Genomic DNA, 18292 nt, shown 5'->3' on the forward strand with positions numbered 1-18292 from the left:
ACCCGCTGCTGGAAAGCCACCAACCACTGCGCCACCGAAGAACCCGCACTCGTCACCCGCGACGACGGCACACAACTCACCGCCTGCCACTACCCGGAGAGCGGACCAGTCGGCGTGCCGGCCGGCGAACCCGTGGAGGTGTCGAAATGAGCCTGTCGCCGGTCGAGGGCGTCGCGCTCGCCGAGATCGAGTCGCCCGGCGAGGGCAACGAGAGCGGCAAGAAGGAGTTCGTCGGCCGGTCACCCGGCCAGCTCGCCCTCGCGCGGCTCAAGCGGGATCGCACCGCGCTGATCAGCGGCGGCCTGCTGGCGTTCTTCGTGCTCGTCGCGCTTGCCGTCCCGCTCATCGAGGCGCTGTACGGGGTGGGGCCGAAGGAGCAGTTCCAGAACCGCCTCGACGGCTACGGCATGCCGCTGGGCTACGCCGGTGGGGTGACCGGTGAGCACTGGTTCGGGCTGGAGCCCGGCCTCGGCCGGGACATCTTCATCCGCATGGTGCACGGACTGCGGACGTCGCTGTTCATCGCGTTCGCCGCGGCCGTGCTGACCGCGGTGATCGGGGTGACGCTGGGAACGCTCGCCGGCTACCTGGGCGGCTGGCTGGACACGGTGATCAACTGGATCACCGACCTGACCCTGGCCATGCCGTTCCTGATCATCGCGCTGGCCCTGATGCCGACCGTCGCGCTGCGCTTCTACGGCCAGCGCGAGGCCGTGCCGGCGTACTTCCAAATCGGTGTGCTCATCGCGATCTTCGCCCTGTTCGGCTGGACCGGTACGGCCCGGCTGGTCCGGGGCCAGATCATCGCGCTGCGCGAACGCGAGTTCGTGGAGGCGGCGCGGGCCAGCGGCGCCGGTCTCGGGCACATGCTGTTCCGGCAGCTGCTGCCGAACGCCTGGGCGCCGATCCTGGTCGCCTTCTCGCTGGCGGTGCCGCAGTACATCACCAGCGAGGCCGCGCTGTCGTTCATCGGCGTCGGCCTGACCGACGAGACGCCGAGCTTCGGCCGCATGATCTACCGCAGCCTCGACTACCTGCAGACCGACCCGGCGTACGTCTTCTTCCCGGGCATCACCATCTTCGCGCTCGTGTTCGCCTTCAACCTCTTCGGGGACGCGCTGCGCGACGCGCTCGACCCGAAGTCGTCCCGGTAGGAGGCCGGCCCATGACGCGATTCCTCATCCGCCGGATGCTGTCCGCCGCGCTCACGCTGTTCGCGGTCAGCGTGCTCAGCTTCCTGATGTTCTTCGCGCTGCCGCGCGACCCGGTCACCGGCATGTGCCCCAAGAACTGCAACCCGGAGCGGCTGGAACGGGTCCGCCAGGAGCTGGGGCTGCGGGACCCGCTGATCAGCCAGTACGCCGGCTACATGAAGGGCATCGTCACCGGCCGGGACCTCGGCAGCGCGCAGGGCGGCCGGTGCGACGCACCCTGCCTCGGCTGGTCGTACGTGTCGAACGAGGCGGTCTCGGACACCATCGCCCGGGTGCTGCCGGTGACGCTGAGCATCGTCATCCCGGCTGCGATCCTCTGGCTGCTGCTCGGCGTCGGCCTGGGCATGCTCTCGGCGCTGCGGCGGGGGAGCTGGCTGGACCGGGCCGCGATCGGCTTCTCGCTCACCGGCGCCTCGTTGCAGCTCTACTTCGTGGGCGCGGTGCTGCTCATCGTCTTCGTCTACAACCTGCGCCTGCTACCGGTGCCGAGTTACACCTCGTTGTTCGAGAACCCGCTGAAGTGGACGAGCGGGCTGGTGCTGGCCTGGGTGGCGCTGGCGTTCCTCTTCTCCGCGATCTACGCGCGACTGTCCCGGGCGCAGATGCTGGAGACACTCTCGGAGGACTTCGTCCGGACCGCGCGGGCGAAGGGCCTGGCCAAACGCAAGGTGTACGGCCGGCACGCGCTGCGCGCCGCGATCACTCCGGTGGTGACGATCGCCGGGCTGGACGTGGGCGGGGCGCTGGGCGGCACGGTGATCACCGAGACGACATTCGGTCTGAACGGGATGGGGCGTACCGCAGTCGACGCGGTCCGCTCGGGCGACCTGCCGACGATCATGGCGACCGTGTTGATCGCGGCGGTCTTCGTGGTGCTGGCGAACGTGGTGGTGGACCTGCTCTACGCCGTGATCGACCCACGGGTGCGGCTCGGCTGAACCGCGACGAAATTTATCGACAACTGTTATCCAACTTGTAGTTTTTCTTCTTTACGATCCTCGGGACGTCGGCGGATGCGCTCGGCGCACGGGTGGAGGAGGTAGGACATGCGACCACGCGCAGCGGCCGCCGCTGGCGGTGCCATCGCACTGGTTGTGGCACTCGGTGCCTGCTCGGAGAACACGGGCGAAGGCACCAAGGTGGACACCAACCGTCAGCAGACCGGAGTCATCGCGACCGACCCCAAGGACTCGCAGGGGCCGGCCGCCGAGATCGACGGCGCGGCCAAGGGCGGGACGTTCACCATCATCCGGGAGACCCCCATCTCCCACCTCGACCCGCAGCGGACGTACTCGTTCGCGGGTCTGATGGCCAACCCGCTCTTCGCCCGCTACCTGACCACCTGGAAGGACGACGGCAAGGGCGGCCTGGTCCTCGTGGGTGACCTGGCCGAGACCCCGGGCAAGAACGTCAACAACGACTGCAAGGTCTGGGAATTCACCATCAAGGACGGGGTGAAGTTCGAGGACGGCAGCCCGATCACCTCGAAGGAGATCGCGTACGGCATCGCCCGCTCCTTCGACCCGGACCTCACCGGCGGCCCCACCTACATCCAGGAGTGGCTGGCCGACACCGCGCAGTACGACACCAAGTGGGACTTCAAGAAGAACAAGACGTCGCTGCCGCCGGGCCTGACCACGCCGGACGACAAGACGCTGCGCTTCGAGTTCGCCAAGCCCCGCTGCGACCTGCCGTTCGCGGTCTCGCTGCCCACCAGCGCCCCGCTCAAGCCGGAGAAGGACACCGGGGTCAACCTGGACCAGAAGCCGTTCTCGTCCGGCCCGTACAAGATCGCGGAAAACCAGGTGGGCGTTCGGATCACCCTGGACCGCAACCCGAACTGGGATCCGAAGACCGACCCGGTGCGGCACCAGTACCCGGACAAGTTCGTCTGGACCTTCGGCCCGACCGCTGACGCCGCAAACAACCGGGTCATCGCGGACAACGGCGCCGACCAGAGCGCGCTCGCCTTCAACGGCGTGCCGGCCTCGCTCGTGGCCAAGGTGGCCGGTGACCCGGCGCTGAAGTCCCGCACGCTGCTGTCCCCGACCCCGAGCGCCAACCAGCTCGTGATCAACACCCAGCGGGTCAAGGACCTGAAGGTCCGCCAGGCGCTCAACTACGCGATCGACCGCGAGGGCATGATCAAGGCGCTCGGCGGCCAGACCGTCGCGCAGCCGCTCACCACCCTGATGCCGCCGTCGACCATCGGCTACAAGGCGTACGACGCGTACCCGGCGGGCGCCAACGGCAACGTGGAGAAGGCCAAGGAACTGCTCGGCGGCCAGACGCCCGCGCTGGTTCTCGGCGTGGCGGACAACACCACCGAGCAGCAGCAGGCGGTCCAGCTCAAGGGCAACCTGGAGCGCGCCGGCTTCAAGATCACCGTCCGGAACATCCCGGACGACGCGAAGCTGGACGAGGTGAAGAAGAAGAACAACCCCTGGGACCTCTACATCGGTAACTGGGCGGCGGACTGGCCCAGCGGCGCGTCGATCCTGCCGGTGCTCTACGACGGTCGCACCATCAAGGCCGAGGGCAACAGCAACTCGTCCTACTTCAACGACGAGGCGATCAACGCCGAGATGGACCGCATCCAGGCGCTGCCGCCGTCCGAGCAGGGCCCGGAGTGGGGCAAGCTCGACGAGCGGATCATGAAGGAGCACGCGCCGGTGGTGCCGCTCTACGTGGACGTGGCGTACAACGTGCACGGGTCCAAGGCGGGCGGGGTGTTCATCTCCTCCGTGTTCGGCTACCCGAACTTCGTCAACGCGTACGTCAAGCAGTAGCCGTAGGTGAAGGAAGGGCCCCTTGTTAACGCGCGGCGTTAACAAGGGGCCCTTCCTCTACCGCAGGCGTTAAGAAGGGGCCCTTCCTTACAAGTAGCGGCGGAGGAAGTCCAGCTCCAGCCGGAGCAGCCGCTCGGACACGCCACCCGCGGCCAGGTGGCTCGCGCCGGTCAGCGGCAGCACCGCGTGCGGGCGGCCCGTCGCCAGCAGCGCGGCCGACAGCCGCAGCGTGTGCGCGGCCAGCACGTTGTCGTCGGCCAGGCCGTGCACCAGCAGCATCGGCCGGGCCTGCCGCGGGTCGCCGAGCGGCTCGGCGGCCAGCTCGACGAGCGAGTGGTGGGCGTAGACGTCCATCCCGTCGTCCGGCATCCCCAGGTAGCGCTCGCTGTACGCGGTGTCGTACAACGCCCAGTCGGTGACCGGCGCGCCGACGATCGCGCACTTGAACAGCTCCGGGTGCCGCAGCACCGCCAGACCGGCCAGCCAGCCGCCGAACGACCAGCCGCGTACCGCCACCCGATCCAGATCCAGGTCCGGGTGCTTGTCGGCGAGCGCGGTGAGCGCGTCCACCTGGTCGGTGAGGATCACGTCGGCGACCCGGCGGTGGATCGCCTTCTCGAACGACGGCGCGATGCCCGGGGTGCCCCGGTTGTCGATGGTGACCACCGCGAAGCCCTGCTCGGCCCACCACTGCCGTTCCAGCCAGACGCTGCGGGCCGCCACCACCTCCTGGTGGCCGGGGCCGCCGTAGACGTCCAGCAGTACCGGCAACCGCGTGCCCTTGACGTGTTCGGCCGGGTAGAGCACCGCGCTGGGCAGCCGCCTGTCGGTCACCCGGACCAGCGTCGGGCGTGGCGCGTACGAGCAGGTGGCGGCGAACGAGCGCAGCTCGCCCACCTCGCGGTCGCCGTGCCACACCCGCCAGCGGACCCCGGGGTGCTCCAGCGACGCGATGCCCACGGCGAGCGTGGCCCCGCCGATCGAGGCCGTGTGCCACCCGGGGTCGCTGCCCATCCGGCGGGCGTCCATGCCACCGCCGATGGTGGTTCGCACCCGGTAGAGGTGGCGCTGGCTCGGTTCGCCCTCGCTCGCCTCCACGAGCAGGTCCGCCGCCGTGTTCGGACCGTTCGGCAGCCGCCCGACCACCCGGCGCACGTACAGCGACGGCGGGGTGAGCAGCGTGCCGTCGGCGAACAGGCAGCGGGCGTCGTACCCGTCGTGGGCCAGCTCGCCGCCGACCAGCACCCGGCCGTCGGGCAGGTGCGCGGGGGTGCCGGGGATCGGCTCCACCCAGCGCGGGTCGGCCAGCTCGGCGTGCACCTGCGTCTCGCCGGTGCGCGGATCCACCGCGAGCACCAGGCCGTGCTGCTGCGAGCGGCGCAGCACGGTGATCAGTGGCCCGCCCTCGGTCCAGTCCACCGAGCTCAGGTACGGATAGGTCTCCCGGTCCCAGTGCACGTCGACCCAGCCGCCGTCGAGGTCGAGCAGGTGCAGGCTGACCTCCGCGTTCGGCCCACCCGCCACCGGGTACGCGAGCGACGTGGGCGGGCTCGCCGGGTCGGCCGGGTCGTGCAGGTACCAGCGTTCCAGGCGGGACTCGTCGACCCGGGCGGCGAGCACGCTGCGCCCGTCCGGCGCCCACCAGTAGCCCCGGTAGCGGTGGAACTCCTCGGCGGCGATGTGCTCGGCCAGTCCCCAGGTGACGCCGCTGTCCTCACCGGCGAGCAGGTTGTCGGTGCCGTCCGGCTCCACCACCCGCAACTGGCCCCGGCGCACCCCCTCGGCGGCGTCGGTGACGTACGCGAGCCGCTCGCCGGCCGGGTCGGGTCGCGGGTCGATCACCGGCCCGACCGCTGCCACCTCGACCACGTCGCCGTGCACCAGGTCGGCCCGGAACAGCCGGCCGGCCAGCGTGAACGCGGCGACCCGGCCGGCCGAGTCCAGCGCGTACGAGCCGATGCCGCCGGAGCTGAGCCGCAGCCGCTCGCGCAGCGCCCGCTCGCCGGGGGCGAGGCGGGCCGGTTCGGCGTCGGCGCCGAGCAGCACCGCCGGGTCCGCGACCAGTCGTTCCTCGCCGCTGTCGACGTCGAGCAGCCAGAGCGCGTCGGCCGGGTCCTCGGGTCCCGCGGAACGCAGGAAGACCACCCGGGCGCCGTCGCCCGTGACGGCGACGGCACGCGGCGCCCCGTGGCTGAACCGACGGGTACGGGCGGCCAGCTCGGGAAAGTCCACGCCTGAAGCGTAGGCGGGTACCGGGGGGTGATGTGGCCGACCTGGGCGGACGCATCACCGTCGGGGGAGCAGGACCGCCGGTTAGAGTGACGGGCGTGACGACGCTGCCCGACCGACGCCTTCTGCTGGTCCACGCGCATCCCGACGACGAGTCGATCGGCACCGGCGCGACGATGGCGCACTACGCCGCCGCCGGCGCCCACGTCACGCTCGTCACCTGCACGCTGGGTGAGGAGGGCGAGATCCACGTCCCGGCCCTGGCCCGGCTCTGCGCGGCCGAGGCGGACCAGCTCGGCGGCTACCGGATCGGCGAGCTGGCCGCCGCCTGCGCCGCGCTCGGCGTCACCGACCACCGGTTCCTCGGCGGCGCGGGCCGCTACCGCGACTCGGGCATGATGGGCCTGGCCACCAACGAGCACCCGCGCGCGTTCTGGCAGGCCGACCTGGACACCGCCGCCGGATACCTCGTGGAGGTCATCCGCGAGGTCCGTCCCCAGGTGCTCGTCACGTACGACCCGGACGGCTTCTACGGGCATCCCGACCACATCCAGGCGCACCGGGTGGCGATGCGCGCGGTGGAGCTGGCCGCGGCCGAGGGGATCGCCCCGGCGAAGGTCTACTGGACGGCCATGCCGCGCAGCGTGCTCGACGCCGGCCTGGAGACGTTCACCGAGTCGTCGGACAACCCGTTCGCCGGCATCGAGAGCGCCGACGAGCTGCCGTTCGGCACGCCGGACGCGGAGATCGCCGCCCGGATCGACGGCACCGACCAGCACGCCGCCAAGGAGGCGGCGATGCGGGCCCACGCCACCCAGATCCCGGCGAACTCCTGGCTCTACTCGATCGCGGGCAACTTCGGGGGCGAGTTCATGGGTGTGGAGTACTTCACGCTCGCGGTCGGTGAGAAGGGGCCGGGCACCGGCCCGTACGGCTGGGAGGACGACCTCTTCGCCGGGATCGCCCTGGACGACTCGCGGCGGTCCCCGGTCGCGGCGGCCGGTCTCCGGTGACGCTGCCGGCCGTACCCGTGTCGACAGTTCCCGAGCAGCCGCCCACGGACGCGACGCCGAGCCCGGCGGAGCGGGTGCTCGACCGCGCGCTGCGCGTGGCCGGCGGCGTCGTGACGGTCTGGGCCGGCGTCCTGCTGGCGCTGCTCGAACTGATCGTCGCGACCTGGGCCTGGAATGTCGTGCAGGGGCTCTCCGGCGCCGCGCAGGCGCTGGTCGGGGTCGGCGCGGTAGCTGTCGGCGCCGTCGCCGTGGTGGCGTCGACGGTGCTGCTGGGCTCGTTCGCGCACCGGTCGACCGGCGGCCGGTGGGCGATCGTGCTGGCCGCGCTGCCGTGGTTCGTGGTGATCGTGGCGGGTGGTGTCCGTACCGTCGAGGGTGATCTCGGGCTGGTCGGCGACAACGTGCTCGGCCTGGCGCTGATCGTGACCGGCGCGGTCACGTTCGCGGTGGTGGGCTTCCGGCACCTCGTGACGCCGCCCCCTCCCCGCTGAGGTGCTGACGCCGCACAGGCGGCGGTGGTAGACATTCCTGCCATAGGCCCGCCGAGGGAGCGGGCGGTACGGCGGGAGGCGTGCGATGGCTCAGCGGTGGCGTGCGGTCGGTGTGCTGGCGGCCGCGTTGTTCGCGGTAAACGTGGTGGCCCGGCTGGTCACCAGATTGGCGTTCCCGGACGACGACACCGCCGCCGGCCGGGTCTCGCTGGCGATGTTCCTGGTCATCGGGCTGATCCTGGCCGGTGCCGCGTTCCGGTGGGGCGCCGAGCAGCCGGTCAGCCGGTGGGCCGGTGACCTGGTCGGCGCGGTGGCGGTCGCGCTGGCGCTCACCGTCTTCGTCGGTCCGCTGGTGGTCGGGGAGAATCCGTTCGGCGGCGGCGCGGGCCTCTTCTTCGCCCAGATCTGGCTCTATCTCGCGGCCACCGCCGCGGGCGTGCTCGTCGGTTACCTGATCCTCACCGCGCTGGGCCGGGACTACCGGTCCCGCCAGCTCAAGCGGTACGCCGAGATGAAGCGCACCCGGCCCCGCAGGATCGTCCGGCGCTGACCGGCCCGCCGCTCAGCCCGCCGGGGCGACCCGGGTCAGGTAGGTGTGGTGGGTGGTGAAGCCGAGCCGGCGGTAGAGCGCGACCGCCCCGATGTTGCTCTGCTCCACCTGGAGGAACGCACGGGTGGCCCCCTCGTCCGCGCCCCAGCCGGCCAGGGCGCGGACGACGGCCGCGGCGAATCCCCGCCGACGCGCCTCGGGCAGCACTTCGAGCAGGCTGACGCCGAGCCAGCGGCCGTCGCCGGTCACCGTCCCCCGGGCGATGGCGAGCACCCGCCCGTCGACGCGCAGCTCCGCGAAGCGGACCCGGTCGACGGCGGTGAGCACGTGCCGCGCGGCGTCCGGCAGGCCGCCCTTGCGGCTGGCGGAGATGGCCAGCCAGTCGTCGCCGGGCGCGTCGGCCAGGGTCACCGGCGGCGTTCCGGGGGGCGGGGCGTCCGCACCCGCCGGCACGGTGCTCCCGGGGTCCGGCGGTACGTCGGCGGGGGCCTCCGGCGGCGCGATCAGGGTGCGCAGCGGGACGGTCTGCACCAGCACCGGGGGGCGGGACGTCCAGCCCCGCGCGTCCAGCTCCGCGCCGACCGGGGCGGCCAGCGGCAGCGGGGTGTTCACCAGGGCGGATCCGCCGCGTTCGGCGTACCAGCGCTGCACCGCGTCCAGCGCGTCGGGCAGCGGGCGGTCCGGGTCGCCCACCGGCAGCGCGCTGTTCGCCCGGCCGGTCCAGCCGTCGGCCCAGCGCAGCCGCCAGTCGCCGAGCCGTCCGCGTACCGGGGCGGGCCACGCCTCGTCGGCGGCCAGCTCCAGCGCGACCACCGCGGCGGCGGTGGGCCGGCGGGCCGGCGGCACCCGCTTGGCCCGGTGCACCTCGGCCACCGGCACGCGCAGCGGCCCGGCGTCGGTGGACAGCGTGATGTGGGTCTCGCTCAGCTCGACGAGCTCGCCGAGGGCGTCGGAGAACAGCGTGCGGCCCTCGCGAATCCCCACAATCCGGCGGACCACGATCCGGTGTCCCACATCCTGCTGTCGGAGCACGATCGACCCCCTCCCCGGCGAGATACTAGGCTCTTATCGTTGCGGTTGATCGCGACGAGTCTTGCGGAGGAGAAGACCGGTGACCTACATCATCGCCGAGCCGTGCGTGGATGTGCTCGACAAGGCATGCATCGAGGAGTGCCCGGTCGACTGCATCTACGAGGGCAACCGGATGCTCTACATCCACCCCGACGAGTGCGTCGACTGTGGTGCCTGCGAGCCGGTCTGCCCGGTGGAAGCGATCTTCTACGAGGACGACGTCCCGGAGCAGTGGAAGGACTACACCGGGGCGAACTACGAGTTCTTCGAGGAGCTGGGCTCGCCCGGTGGCGCCTCGAAGATCGGCAAGGTGGAGAAGGACGCCACCTTCGTCGCCGCGCAGCCGCCGCGCGGCGAGGGCCACTGAACCGGCGTACGCCGGTCTCGGCTCGGCTGCCCGACTTCACCTGGGACACGCTGGACGCCGCGGCCGCCACGGCCGCGGCGCATCCGGACGGTCTCATCAACCTGTCGATGGGCACGCCGGTCGACCCGGTGCCGGAGCTGATCCGCCGGGCCCTGGCCGACGCGTCGAACGCGCCGGGCTACCCGCTGACCGCCGGTACGCCCGCACTGCGCAACGCGATCGCGGCCTGGGTCGCGCGGGCCTGCGGCGCGGGCGTGGACGGCCTGGGCGTGCTGCCCACGATCGGCTCCAAGGAGCTGGTGGCCTGGCTGCCCACGCTGCTCGGGCTCGGCCCCGGTGACGTGGTGGTGGTGCCGTCGGTGGCCTACCCGACCTACGAGGACGGGGCTCGGCTGGCCGGCGCGACGACGGTCCGCACCGACTCGCTGACGGCGCTGGGCCCGGATCCCCGGGTCCGCCTGGTCTGGGTCAACTCGCCCGGCAACCCGACCGGCCGGGTGCTGCCCGCCGCCCACCTGCGCAAGGTGGTCGAGTGGGCGCGCGAGCGCGGGGCGGTGGTCGCCAGCGACGAGTGCTACCTGCCGCTGGGCTGGGACGCCGAGCCCGTCTCGGTGCTCTCACCCGAGGTGTGCGGCGGCTCGTACGACGGCGTGCTGGCGGTGCACTCGCTGTCCAAGCGCTCGAACCTGGCCGGCTACCGGGCCGGGTTCGTCGCCGGTGACCCGGCGCTGGTGGCCGAGCTGCTCAAGATCCGCAAGCACGCGGGCCTGATCGTTCCGGCCCCGGTGCAGGCGGCCATGGTGGCCGCGCTCGGCGACCAGGAGCACGCCGACGCCCAGCGGGAGCGCTACCGCGTCCGGCGGGAGAAGCTGCGCGAGGCCTTCACGGCCGCCGGCTTCACCGTCGAGCACTCCGAGGCCGGGCTCTACCTCTGGCTGACCCGCGACGAGGACTGCTGGGAGACCGTGGACTGGCTGGCCCGCCGGGGCATCCTGGTGGCCGCGGGCGTCTTCTACGGCCCGGCCGGCGCCCGGCACGTCCGGGTGGCGCTCACCGAGTCCGACGAGCACGTCGACGCGGTGGCCGGACGGCTCGCCGGGTCGTGACGTGGCGGGCGGGCTGGCACGGGCGGCGGTGGTCGGCACCGGGCTGATCGGCGGTTCGGTGCTGCTGCGGCTGCGCGCGGCCGGGCTCGACGTCACCGGATGGGATCCGGATCCGGCCGCCCGCCGGCAGGTACGCGACCGGGGCGTGGCGGCACCCGACACGGTCGAGGAGACGGTCACCGGACGAGACGTGGTGTTCCTCTGCGGCCCGCTGCCCACGCTGCCGACGATGCTGGCCCGGGTCGCCGCCGTGACCGACGACGGGTGCGTGCTCACCGACGTGGGCAGCGTCAAGGCCGAGGTCAGCACCGCCGCCACAGTGCAAGGGCTCGGGCACCGGTGCGTGCCGGGTCATCCGATGGCCGGCGCGGACCGGGCCGGAGCGGGCGCGGCCAGCGCGGACCTGCTCGACGGCGCCGCCTGGGTGCTCTGCCCGGGGCCGACCGGCCTGGCCGCGTTCCGGCGGCTGGCGACGCTGCTGGTGGACGTCTTCCACGCCCGGGTGGTGCCGATGTCCGCCCCGGAGCACGACGGGGCCGCCGCGCTCGCCTCGCACGTACCGCACGTGCTGGCCGGTGCGCTGGCCGGCACCGTGCACCGGTCGGCGCTGCGGGACGCGGTGCTGACGCTGGCCGCCGGCAGCTTCTCCGACGGCACCCGGGTCGCCGGTGGACCACCGGAGCGGACCGCGAACATGCTGCTCGGCAACCGCGACCGCGTGCTCGCCGAACTGGACGCGCTCGGCGCGTTCCTGAACGAGCTGACCGAGGCGCTGCGCGGCGGCGACGCCGGTGCGCTGGCCGACCGGTTCGCCGAGGGGCGCGACGTCCGCGCCACGCTGCGGGCACGCTCGTTCACCCCGCACCGGCGGGAGTTCCCGGCCACCGCCGACCACGCGGGCGAGCTGGCGTACCTGCGGGAGCTGGGCGCGGCGGGCGGCCACCTGAGCGAGGTGCGGGAGACGGCCGGCGCGGTCACCTACACGGCGCACCTGCCGGCCGCCCCGCCGTTAGGCTGAGCGGCATGGCGGACGCACCGGTCGTGGCGGTACGCGGTGAGGCGTACCGGGAGGTGGCTCCCGAGCTGGCCCGGTTCACTGTGACGGCGGTGGTGCGGGACCGGGACCGGGAGACCACGCTGACCCGGCTGGCCGAACGGGCCGCCGCGGTGCGCGCGTTGCTCGACGCGGCCGGGCCCGTGGTGGGGCGCCGGGAGACCGGCCAGGTCCACGTCTGGCCGGTGACGAAGCGCGCCGGCGAGCGGGTGGTGGCCTACCAGGGCAGCGTGAGCACCACCGTGACGACCACCGACTTCACCGCGCTCGGTGACCTGATGCTCCGCCTGGCCGACCAGGAGCAGGTCGAGGTGGCCGGGCCGGTGTGGTCGCTGCGTCCGGACAGCCCTGCCTACCGGGAGGCGCGGCGGGCCGCCATCGCCGACGCGCTGGTCCGGGCCCGGGAGTACGCCGAGGCGCTCGGCGCCCAGGTGATCGCGTTGCGCGAGCTGTCCGACACCGGGATGAGCGCCGGGTCGCCGATGATGATGGTCGGGGCGGCATACTCGCGCTCCGGCGAGCCGGAGCGCGAACTGGAGCTGGACCCGGCGCCGCAGCCGGTGCAGGCGGCGGTCGAGGCGCGGTTCACCATCAGCGAGCCGGTGCTGGGCTGATGCCGGCGGCGGAGGTGCTCGGGCTCGACGAGCTGGTCGTCCGGGCGCGGGCCCTGGCCGAGGACGGCCCGCGTCAGCTGCTCGGCATCGCCGGGGCACCCGGGGCGGGCAAGTCCACCCTGGCGGAAGGGATCGTGGCCGCGCTCGGCCCGGTCGCCCGGCTGGTCCCGATGGACGGGTTCCACCTGGCCGGGCCCGCGCTGGCACGGCTGGGCCGGGCGGGGCGCAAGGGCGCGCCGGACACGTTCGACGTCAACGGCTTCGTCTCCGTGCTGCGCCGGTTGCGCCGGCTGGAACCGACGTCGGTGTGGGCGCCGGAGTTCCGCCGCGACCTGGAGGAGCCGGTCGCCGGGGCGATCGAGGTGCCGCCCGAGGTGCGCCTGGTGGTGACCGAGGGCAACTACCTGCTGCTGCGGGACGACCCGTGGGAGGAGGTGCGCACCCTCCTGCATCAGATCTGGTTCCTCGACCTGGACGCGCGGGAGCGGCTGCGCCGGCTCACCGCGCGCCACGAGGCGTACGGGAAGTCGCCGGAGCAGGCGCGCGCCTGGGCGCTGGGCAGCGACGAGGAGAACGCCCGGCTGGTCGCCGGCACGGCCGGGCACGCCGACCTGGTGGTACGCCTGGCCGACCCGCCGCGGTGACGCGGGGCGCGGCCGGCTCACGAGGATTCGTGAACGCTCCGCACCGGGCGGGCCGGGTTGCCAACCGCCACGACGCCGGGCGGCAGGTCGCGCGTCACCACCGCGCCGGCGCCGACCACCGTGTTCTCGCCGATCGCCACCCCGGCCAGCACGATCACCCCGCCGCCGAGCCAGACGTTGTCGCCGATGGTGATCGGCAGGGCCGACTCCCATTTGGCCCGGCGCGCCTCCGGTTCCACCGGGTGGGTGGCGGTGAGCAGTTGCACGTTCGGTCCGATCTGGACGTCCGCGCCGATGCTGATCCGGGCGACGTCGAGGAAGACCGCGTTGAAGTTCACGAAGGTACGCGGGCCGATGTGGGTCTGGTAGCCGTAGTCGCAGTACAGCGGCGGCCGGATCCACGCGTCGTCGCCGAGTGAGCCGAGCAGCTCGCGCAGGGCGGCGAGGCGGCCCGCCGGGTCGTCGGCGGAACTGCTGTTGAAACGCTCGCTGAGCTGTGCCGCGCGCTCCAGGTCGGCGATGATCGCGGGATCGTCGGCGATGTACCGCTCGCCGGCCAGCATCCGGTCCTTCATGGAGGTCATCGCCTGATCGTCCCGGCCCGCCCGGCGGCGCGGTAGCGGTTCGGGCGGATCAGTTACTTCCTGATGCATACGCGGTATGCAATCCTGATGCCCGTGTCGATGTGCCTCTTATCGATGAAACGCCCTGACGAAGGAGGAAGGTTGCCCCGAAACCGCAGAAAGCTGACGGCGTTCGGCCTCGGCCTGACGCTGGCGCTCGGCCTGCCGGTGCCCGCGCTGGCCGCCGCGCCGACCAGCCCGGCCGCCCGTACCGGCCCGTCCGCGCCGGCCGGTGCCCGACCGGTCACCGTCACCCTGATCACCGGAGACAAGGTGACTGTCGCCGCCGGTGGCCGTGCCGCGGTACGCCCCGGCCCCGGCCGTACCGGCGTCGAGTTCCTGTTCCGCCGCGACCGCGACCACCTGACCGTGCTGCCGCAGGACGCGCTCGGGCTGGTCCGCTCCGGCCGGCTGGACGGGCGGCTGTTCGACGTCACCGGGCTGATCGAGGCCGGCTACGACGACGCGCGCCGCGACACCGTACCGCTGCTCGTGTCGTACCGGCCGGGGGTGGCCCGGCGGACGGCGGCTCCGCTCGCCGGCGCCCGGGTGACCCGCGACCTGCCGGTGATCGGCGGCGCGGCGGTCACCGCCGACAAGCACGACACCGGCGCGCTCTGGAAGGCGGTGAGCGCGGACGGCTCCGGTGCCCGGCTCGACGCGGCGGGGGGTGTCGACCGGATCTGGCTCGACGGCCGGCGGCGGGTGGCGCTCGACCGCAGCGTGCCGCAGATCGGCGCACCGGCCGCCTGGGCGGCCGGCTGGACCGGCAAGGGCGTGCGGGTCGCGGTGCTCGACACCGGCGTCGACCTGACCCATCCCGACCTGGCCGGCAAGGTCGCCGAGTCACGCAACTTCACCGAGGAGGCGGACCCGGACGACATCGTCGGTCACGGCACGCACGTCGCCTCGACCATCGCCGGCAGCGGCGCCGCCTCCGGCGGGAAGTACCGGGGCGTCGCGCCGGACGCCACGCTGCTGTCCGGAAAGGTCTGCGAGGTCTACGGCTGCACCGAGTCGGCCATCCTGGCCGGCATGCAGTGGGCCGCGGCCGAGCAGCACGCCACAGTGGTCAACATGAGCCTCACCGGCGGCGACACCCCCGAGGTGGACCCGCTGGAGCAGGCGGTCGGGACGCTCACCGAGCAGCACGGGACGCTCTTCGTGATCTCCGCCGGCAACGACGGCGCCGACGGTTCGGTCGGCTCGCCGGCCACCGCCGACGCCGCGCTCGCGGTCGGCGCGGTGGACCGGGACGACGCGCTCGCCGACTTCTCCAGCCGCGGCCCCCGGGTCGGCGACGGGGCGATCAAGCCGGACATCACCGCGCCGGGCGTGGAGATCGTGGCCGCGCGGGCCGCGAACGGGCAGATCGGTGACCCGGTGGGGGACCGGTACGCCTCGCTGTCCGGCACGTCGATGGCCGCACCGCACGTGGCCGGCGCGGTCGCGTTGCTCGCCCAGCAGCACCCCGGCTGGACGCCGGCCCGCTACAAGGCGACGCTGATGGCCTCGGCGAAGCCGCACCCGGAACAGACCGCGTTCCAGCAGGGCGCGGGCCGGGTCGACCTCGCCCGCGCGATCACCCAGCAGGTGACGAGCGAACCGGCGTCCGTCTCGTTCGGCGTGGCGGCCTGGCCGCACGCCGACGACCAGCCGATCAGCCGGACGGTCACCTACCGCAACGGCGGAGACGCCCCGATCACGCTGGACCTGAGCACCGATTTCACCGGTCCGGGCGGGCGGTCCGCGCCGGCCGGCATGCTCACCCTCAGCGCCTCCCGGCTCACCGTCCCGGCGGGCGGCAGCGCCCAGGTGACGGTGGTGGTGGACACCCGGCTCGGCGGCGCCGACGGCTACTGGACCGGCGGCCTGGTCGCCCGCGCGGGCGACGCGGTGGCGGTGACCCCGCTCGCGGTGGACCGCGAGGTGGAGAGCTACGACCTGACCGTGACACACCGCGACCGCTCCGGCGCTCTGTCCGGCGGCTACTACACCAGCCTGCTCGGGCTCGACGACGGCAGCTACCGCGACGTGTACGACGTCGACGGCGAGCCTCGGATCCGGGTGCCGAAGGGCCGGTACGGCGTGCAGAGCCTGATCTTCGGCGACGGTGACCAGGGCTCGGAGGCCACCTTCCTCGCCCAGCCGGAACTGGTGGTGGCGGGCAACCAGCGGCTCACGCTGGACGCCCGGCGGGCGAAGCCGATCCGCACCACGGTGCCGCAGCGCGGCGCGGCGCCACTGCTGATCGACCTTACGGCGGCGTGGAACTTCGGCGACTACTACGCCACCTTCGGGCTCTGGGCCGACAGGTTCGAAGGGCTCTACTCGGCCCAGCTCGGCCGCACCGTCTCCGACAAGGTCTTCGTCGGCTCGCTCGCCAGTCAGTGGGTCGAGCCGACAGCGCCCGAGCGCAGCCCGTACTTCTACGGCCTGAACGACCTGTTCCCGGGCCGCTTCCCGACCGGCTTCGTCCGGCACTACCGGCCGGCCGAACTGGCTGTTGTCACCAACCGGTTCGCCGCCGGCTACACCGGGATGGAGAACGAACTGGTCGTGTACCCGGAGCCCGACTACAACATGGGCGGCTCGGCGATCGTGCTGCCGGTCCAGGTGCCGGGCAAGCGGATCGACCACCTCAGCACCGTCCGGACCCGCTGGAGCGCCGAGCTGGCCTTCGGGGAGCGGGACGAGGAGGGCTGGCTGGAGCCGAGGGCGGTGCTGGAACGAGTGCCGACCCGCTACCGGGCCGGGCACACCTACCGCGACGAGTGGAACAAGGCACCGTTCGGCCCGTCGTTCCCGCAGCCGCGCTGGCCGGAGGAGGGCATCACCCGTACCGGCGATCTGATGGTGGTCTCGCTGCCGGTGTACAGCGACGCGGCCGGGCACCCGGGCGTTTCGCTCAACGACACCGAGCAGACCCGGCTCTACCGCAACGGCAAGCTGTTCGCCGAGTCGCCCTACCCGGGGTACGGCGAGTTCACAGTGCCGCCGGGCGCGGCGAACTACCGGCTGGAGGCCGTCGCGAAGCGGGGCTTCACCGACCTGAGCACCGAGGTCTCGGCGAGCTGGACGTTCCGCTCCAAGCGGGTTCCGGGTGACGTGCCGGCCCGGCTGCCGGCCATGGCGGTCCGGTTCACCCCACCGCTGGCGGTGGACAGCTCCGCACCGGCGGGCCGGACGTTCACCGTGCCGGTGACGGTGCGGCGCCAGCCCGGCGCGCCGTCCGGCCGGGTCGTCGCGCTCACCGTCGACGTCTCGTACGACGGCGGGAAGACCTGGCGCAAGGCGGCGCTGAAGAAGCAGGGCGGGGCGTGGACGGCCACCGTCCGGCACCCGGCCGGCCCGGGGTACGCGTCGCTGCGGGCCACCGCCCGGGACGACGCCGGCAACACCGTGACCCAGCGGATCATCCAGGCGTACCGCCTGCGGTGAGCCGGCCGTCCGGGTCCGCGCGGTGCGCGCGGACCCGGACGGGGGTACGGCTCAGTCGTTGGCGTGCAGCGCGGCGTTGAGCGTGATGCCCTGGCCGGTGCGGGGCTTCGCCTCCAGCGCGCCGGTCACCGAGTTGCGCCAGAACAGCAGCCCGTCGACACCGGACAGCTCGCGGGCCTTCACCACCCGGCCGTCCGGCAGGGTGATCTTCGAGGCGGCGGTGATGTAGCAGCCGGCCTCCACCACGCAGTCGTCGCCGAGCGTGATGCCGACACCGGCGTTCGCGCCGACCAGGCTGCGCTCACCGATGCGCACCCGCTCCGTGCCGCCGCCGGAGAGCGTGCCCATGATCGAGGCGCCACCGCCGATGTCGGAGCCGTCGCCGACCACCACGCCCTGCACGATGCGGCCCTCGACCATCGAGGTGCCGAGCGTGCCGGCGTTGTAGTTGACGAAGCCCTCGTGCATCACTGTCGTGCCGGAGGACAGGTACGCGCCCAGCCGCACCCGGTCCGCGTCGGCGATCCGCACTCCCGACGGCACCACGTAGTCGGTCATCCGGGGGAACTTGTCCACCCCGTACACGGACAGGTGGCGGCCGGCGGCGCGCTCGATGACGCGCAGCTCGTCCACCCGCTCCGGCGGGCACGGCCCGGCCGACGTCCAGGCCACGTTCGCCAGCTTGCCGAAGATGCCGTCGAGGTTCAGCTCGTTTGGTCGCACCAGGCGGTGGGAGAGCAGGTGCAACCGCAGGTACGCGTCGGCGGCGTCCTTGATCGGGTCGTCCAGCGAGCCGATCAGCGTGGTCACCTCGACGGTGCGCAGGCCGGGCAGCGCCCGCTCGCCGACCGCGCCCGGGGGCAGGTCGAGCACGTCGGCCCGGTCCTCGCCGGGCACCAGCGGCAGCTCGCCCAGACCCAGCTTGCCGGTCGGGTACCAGGTGTCGAGCACCTGGTCCTGTGCGGTGACGGTGGCCAGGCCGATGCCCCAGGCGGATGGTGCGGACGTCACTGTGTCACCTCTCTGCTCCGGCGGCGGCGTCCGCCGCTGCTCGCGGCCGGGGGCGCGGCACGTGTCCCTCGCGCC

The 18292-nt window shown here is 73.1% G+C and carries 16 protein-coding genes and 1 pseudogene; 13 read left to right on the forward strand and 4 right to left on the reverse strand.

Going from position 1 to position 18292, the window contains the following annotated elements:
• The 4 genes and pseudogenes from AB0D28_RS08460 to AB0D28_RS08475 form a co-directional block, all read left to right on the forward strand.
• A pseudogene (locus AB0D28_RS08460) lies at positions 1–150 on the forward strand (dipeptide/oligopeptide/nickel ABC transporter ATP-binding protein); the annotation flags it as partial.
• Positions 147–1154, forward strand: coding sequence for an ABC transporter permease (locus tag AB0D28_RS08465; RefSeq protein ID WP_357383585.1), 1008 nt, complete (start codon positions 147–149; stop codon positions 1152–1154). The pseudogene AB0D28_RS08460 and the gene AB0D28_RS08465, both read left to right, overlap by 4 nt.
• Before the next feature lie 11 nt (positions 1155–1165).
• Entirely contained in the window at positions 1166–2152 is a 987-nt protein-coding gene (locus tag AB0D28_RS08470) for an ABC transporter permease (RefSeq protein WP_357383587.1), read from the forward strand.
• Between the two features lie 108 nt (positions 2153–2260).
• Positions 2261–4003 (forward strand): ABC transporter substrate-binding protein, encoded by a 1743-nt coding sequence (locus AB0D28_RS08475; protein ID WP_357383589.1) that lies wholly within the window; start codon positions 2261–2263, stop codon positions 4001–4003.
• Positions 4004–4090: 87 nt separating this feature from the next.
• Here the strand turns inward: AB0D28_RS08475 and AB0D28_RS08480 are convergent, their stop codons facing one another.
• Positions 4091–6235, reverse strand: a complete 2145-nt coding sequence (locus AB0D28_RS08480; protein ID WP_357383591.1) for a prolyl oligopeptidase family serine peptidase — start codon at positions 6233–6235, stop codon at positions 4091–4093.
• An 86-nt stretch (positions 6236–6321) separates the two neighbouring features.
• On the opposite strand from AB0D28_RS08480, the gene mshB reads away from it, so the two are divergent.
• The 3 genes from mshB (at position 6322) to AB0D28_RS08495 (ending at position 8286) form a co-directional block, all read left to right on the forward strand.
• Positions 6322–7245: an N-acetyl-1-D-myo-inositol-2-amino-2-deoxy-alpha-D-glucopyranoside deacetylase gene (gene mshB / locus AB0D28_RS08485; protein ID WP_357383593.1), complete on the forward strand. Its 924-nt coding sequence runs from the start codon at positions 6322–6324 to the stop codon at positions 7243–7245.
• 17 nt (positions 7246–7262) lie between these two features.
• Positions 7263–7736: a hypothetical protein gene (locus AB0D28_RS08490; RefSeq protein ID WP_357383595.1), complete on the forward strand. Its 474-nt coding sequence runs from the start codon at positions 7263–7265 to the stop codon at positions 7734–7736.
• An 85-nt stretch (positions 7737–7821) separates the two neighbouring features.
• A complete protein-coding gene (locus AB0D28_RS08495; protein ID WP_357383597.1) occupies positions 7822–8286 on the forward strand; it encodes a hypothetical protein in 465 nt (154 codons plus the stop codon).
• 12 nt (positions 8287–8298) lie between these two features.
• Here the strand turns inward: AB0D28_RS08495 and AB0D28_RS08500 are convergent, their stop codons facing one another.
• Complete coding sequence (locus tag AB0D28_RS08500; protein WP_357383599.1) at positions 8299–9318, reverse strand: GNAT family N-acetyltransferase; 1020 nt, start codon at positions 9316–9318, stop codon at positions 8299–8301.
• Positions 9319–9397: 79 nt separating this feature from the next.
• On the opposite strand from AB0D28_RS08500, the gene fdxA reads away from it, so the two are divergent.
• Genes fdxA through AB0D28_RS08525 form a run of 5 tightly spaced genes read left to right on the forward strand, consistent with a single transcriptional unit; the run spans position 9398 to position 13142 of the window.
• A complete protein-coding gene (gene fdxA, locus AB0D28_RS08505) occupies positions 9398–9724 on the forward strand; it encodes a ferredoxin (RefSeq protein WP_091422126.1) in 327 nt (108 codons plus the stop codon).
• On the forward strand, positions 9721–10830 hold the full coding sequence (dapC, locus tag AB0D28_RS08510; protein WP_357383915.1) for a succinyldiaminopimelate transaminase: 1110 nt from the start codon (positions 9721–9723) through the stop codon (positions 10828–10830). The genes fdxA and dapC overlap by 4 nt, the downstream gene beginning before the upstream one ends.
• Position 10831: 1 nt before the next feature.
• A complete protein-coding gene (locus tag AB0D28_RS08515; protein WP_357383601.1) occupies positions 10832–11848 on the forward strand; it encodes a prephenate dehydrogenase/arogenate dehydrogenase family protein in 1017 nt (338 codons plus the stop codon).
• Positions 11849–11853: 5 nt separating this feature from the next.
• Positions 11854–12498: an SIMPL domain-containing protein gene (locus AB0D28_RS08520; RefSeq protein WP_357383603.1), complete on the forward strand. Its 645-nt coding sequence runs from the start codon at positions 11854–11856 to the stop codon at positions 12496–12498.
• Positions 12498–13142, forward strand: coding sequence for a nucleoside/nucleotide kinase family protein (locus tag AB0D28_RS08525; protein ID WP_357383605.1), 645 nt, complete (start codon positions 12498–12500; stop codon positions 13140–13142). The genes AB0D28_RS08520 and AB0D28_RS08525 overlap by 1 nt, the downstream gene beginning before the upstream one ends.
• A gap of 17 nt (positions 13143–13159) precedes the next feature.
• Here AB0D28_RS08525 and AB0D28_RS08530 read toward each other — a convergent pair whose 3' ends face one another.
• Positions 13160–13726: a sugar O-acetyltransferase gene (locus tag AB0D28_RS08530; RefSeq protein ID WP_357383607.1), complete on the reverse strand. Its 567-nt coding sequence runs from the start codon at positions 13724–13726 to the stop codon at positions 13160–13162.
• Between the two features lie 141 nt (positions 13727–13867).
• On the opposite strand from AB0D28_RS08530, the gene AB0D28_RS08535 reads away from it, so the two are divergent.
• The gene (locus AB0D28_RS08535) at positions 13868–17206 is read left to right on the forward strand and encodes a S8 family serine peptidase (protein WP_357383609.1); all 3339 of its coding nucleotides are present in this window, start codon (positions 13868–13870) and stop codon (positions 17204–17206) included.
• A 51-nt stretch (positions 17207–17257) separates the two neighbouring features.
• On the opposite strand, the gene dapD is transcribed toward AB0D28_RS08535, so the two are convergent.
• The gene (gene dapD / locus AB0D28_RS08540) at positions 17258–18217 is read right to left on the reverse strand and encodes a 2,3,4,5-tetrahydropyridine-2,6-dicarboxylate N-succinyltransferase (protein WP_357383611.1); all 960 of its coding nucleotides are present in this window, start codon (positions 18215–18217) and stop codon (positions 17258–17260) included.
• Positions 18218–18292: the final 75 nt, after the last annotated feature.

It is taken from the genome of Micromonospora sp. NPDC048169 (genome assembly GCF_040652815.1).
In the GTDB taxonomy this organism is placed as follows: domain Bacteria; phylum Actinomycetota; class Actinomycetes; order Mycobacteriales; family Micromonosporaceae; genus Micromonospora.

Excerpts from the sequence above, each read along its gene's own strand:
- AB0D28_RS08465 (WP_357383585.1), top strand. The coding sequence starts at position 147 with ATGAGCCTGTCGCCGGTCGAGGGCGTCGCGCTCGCCGAGATCGAGTCG.
- AB0D28_RS08470 (WP_357383587.1), top strand. The coding sequence starts at position 1,166 with ATGACGCGATTCCTCATCCGCCGGATGCTGTCCGCCGCGCTCACGCTG.
- AB0D28_RS08475 (WP_357383589.1), top strand. The coding sequence starts at position 2,261 with ATGCGACCACGCGCAGCGGCCGCCGCTGGCGGTGCCATCGCACTGGTT.
- AB0D28_RS08495 (WP_357383597.1), top strand. The coding sequence starts at position 7,822 with ATGGCTCAGCGGTGGCGTGCGGTCGGTGTGCTGGCGGCCGCGTTGTTC.
- AB0D28_RS08520 (WP_357383603.1), top strand. The coding sequence starts at position 11,854 with ATGGCGGACGCACCGGTCGTGGCGGTACGCGGTGAGGCGTACCGGGAG.
- AB0D28_RS08525 (WP_357383605.1), top strand. The coding sequence starts at position 12,498 with ATGCCGGCGGCGGAGGTGCTCGGGCTCGACGAGCTGGTCGTCCGGGCG.
- AB0D28_RS08530 (WP_357383607.1), bottom strand. The coding sequence starts at position 13,726 with ATGACCTCCATGAAGGACCGGATGCTGGCCGGCGAGCGGTACATCGCC.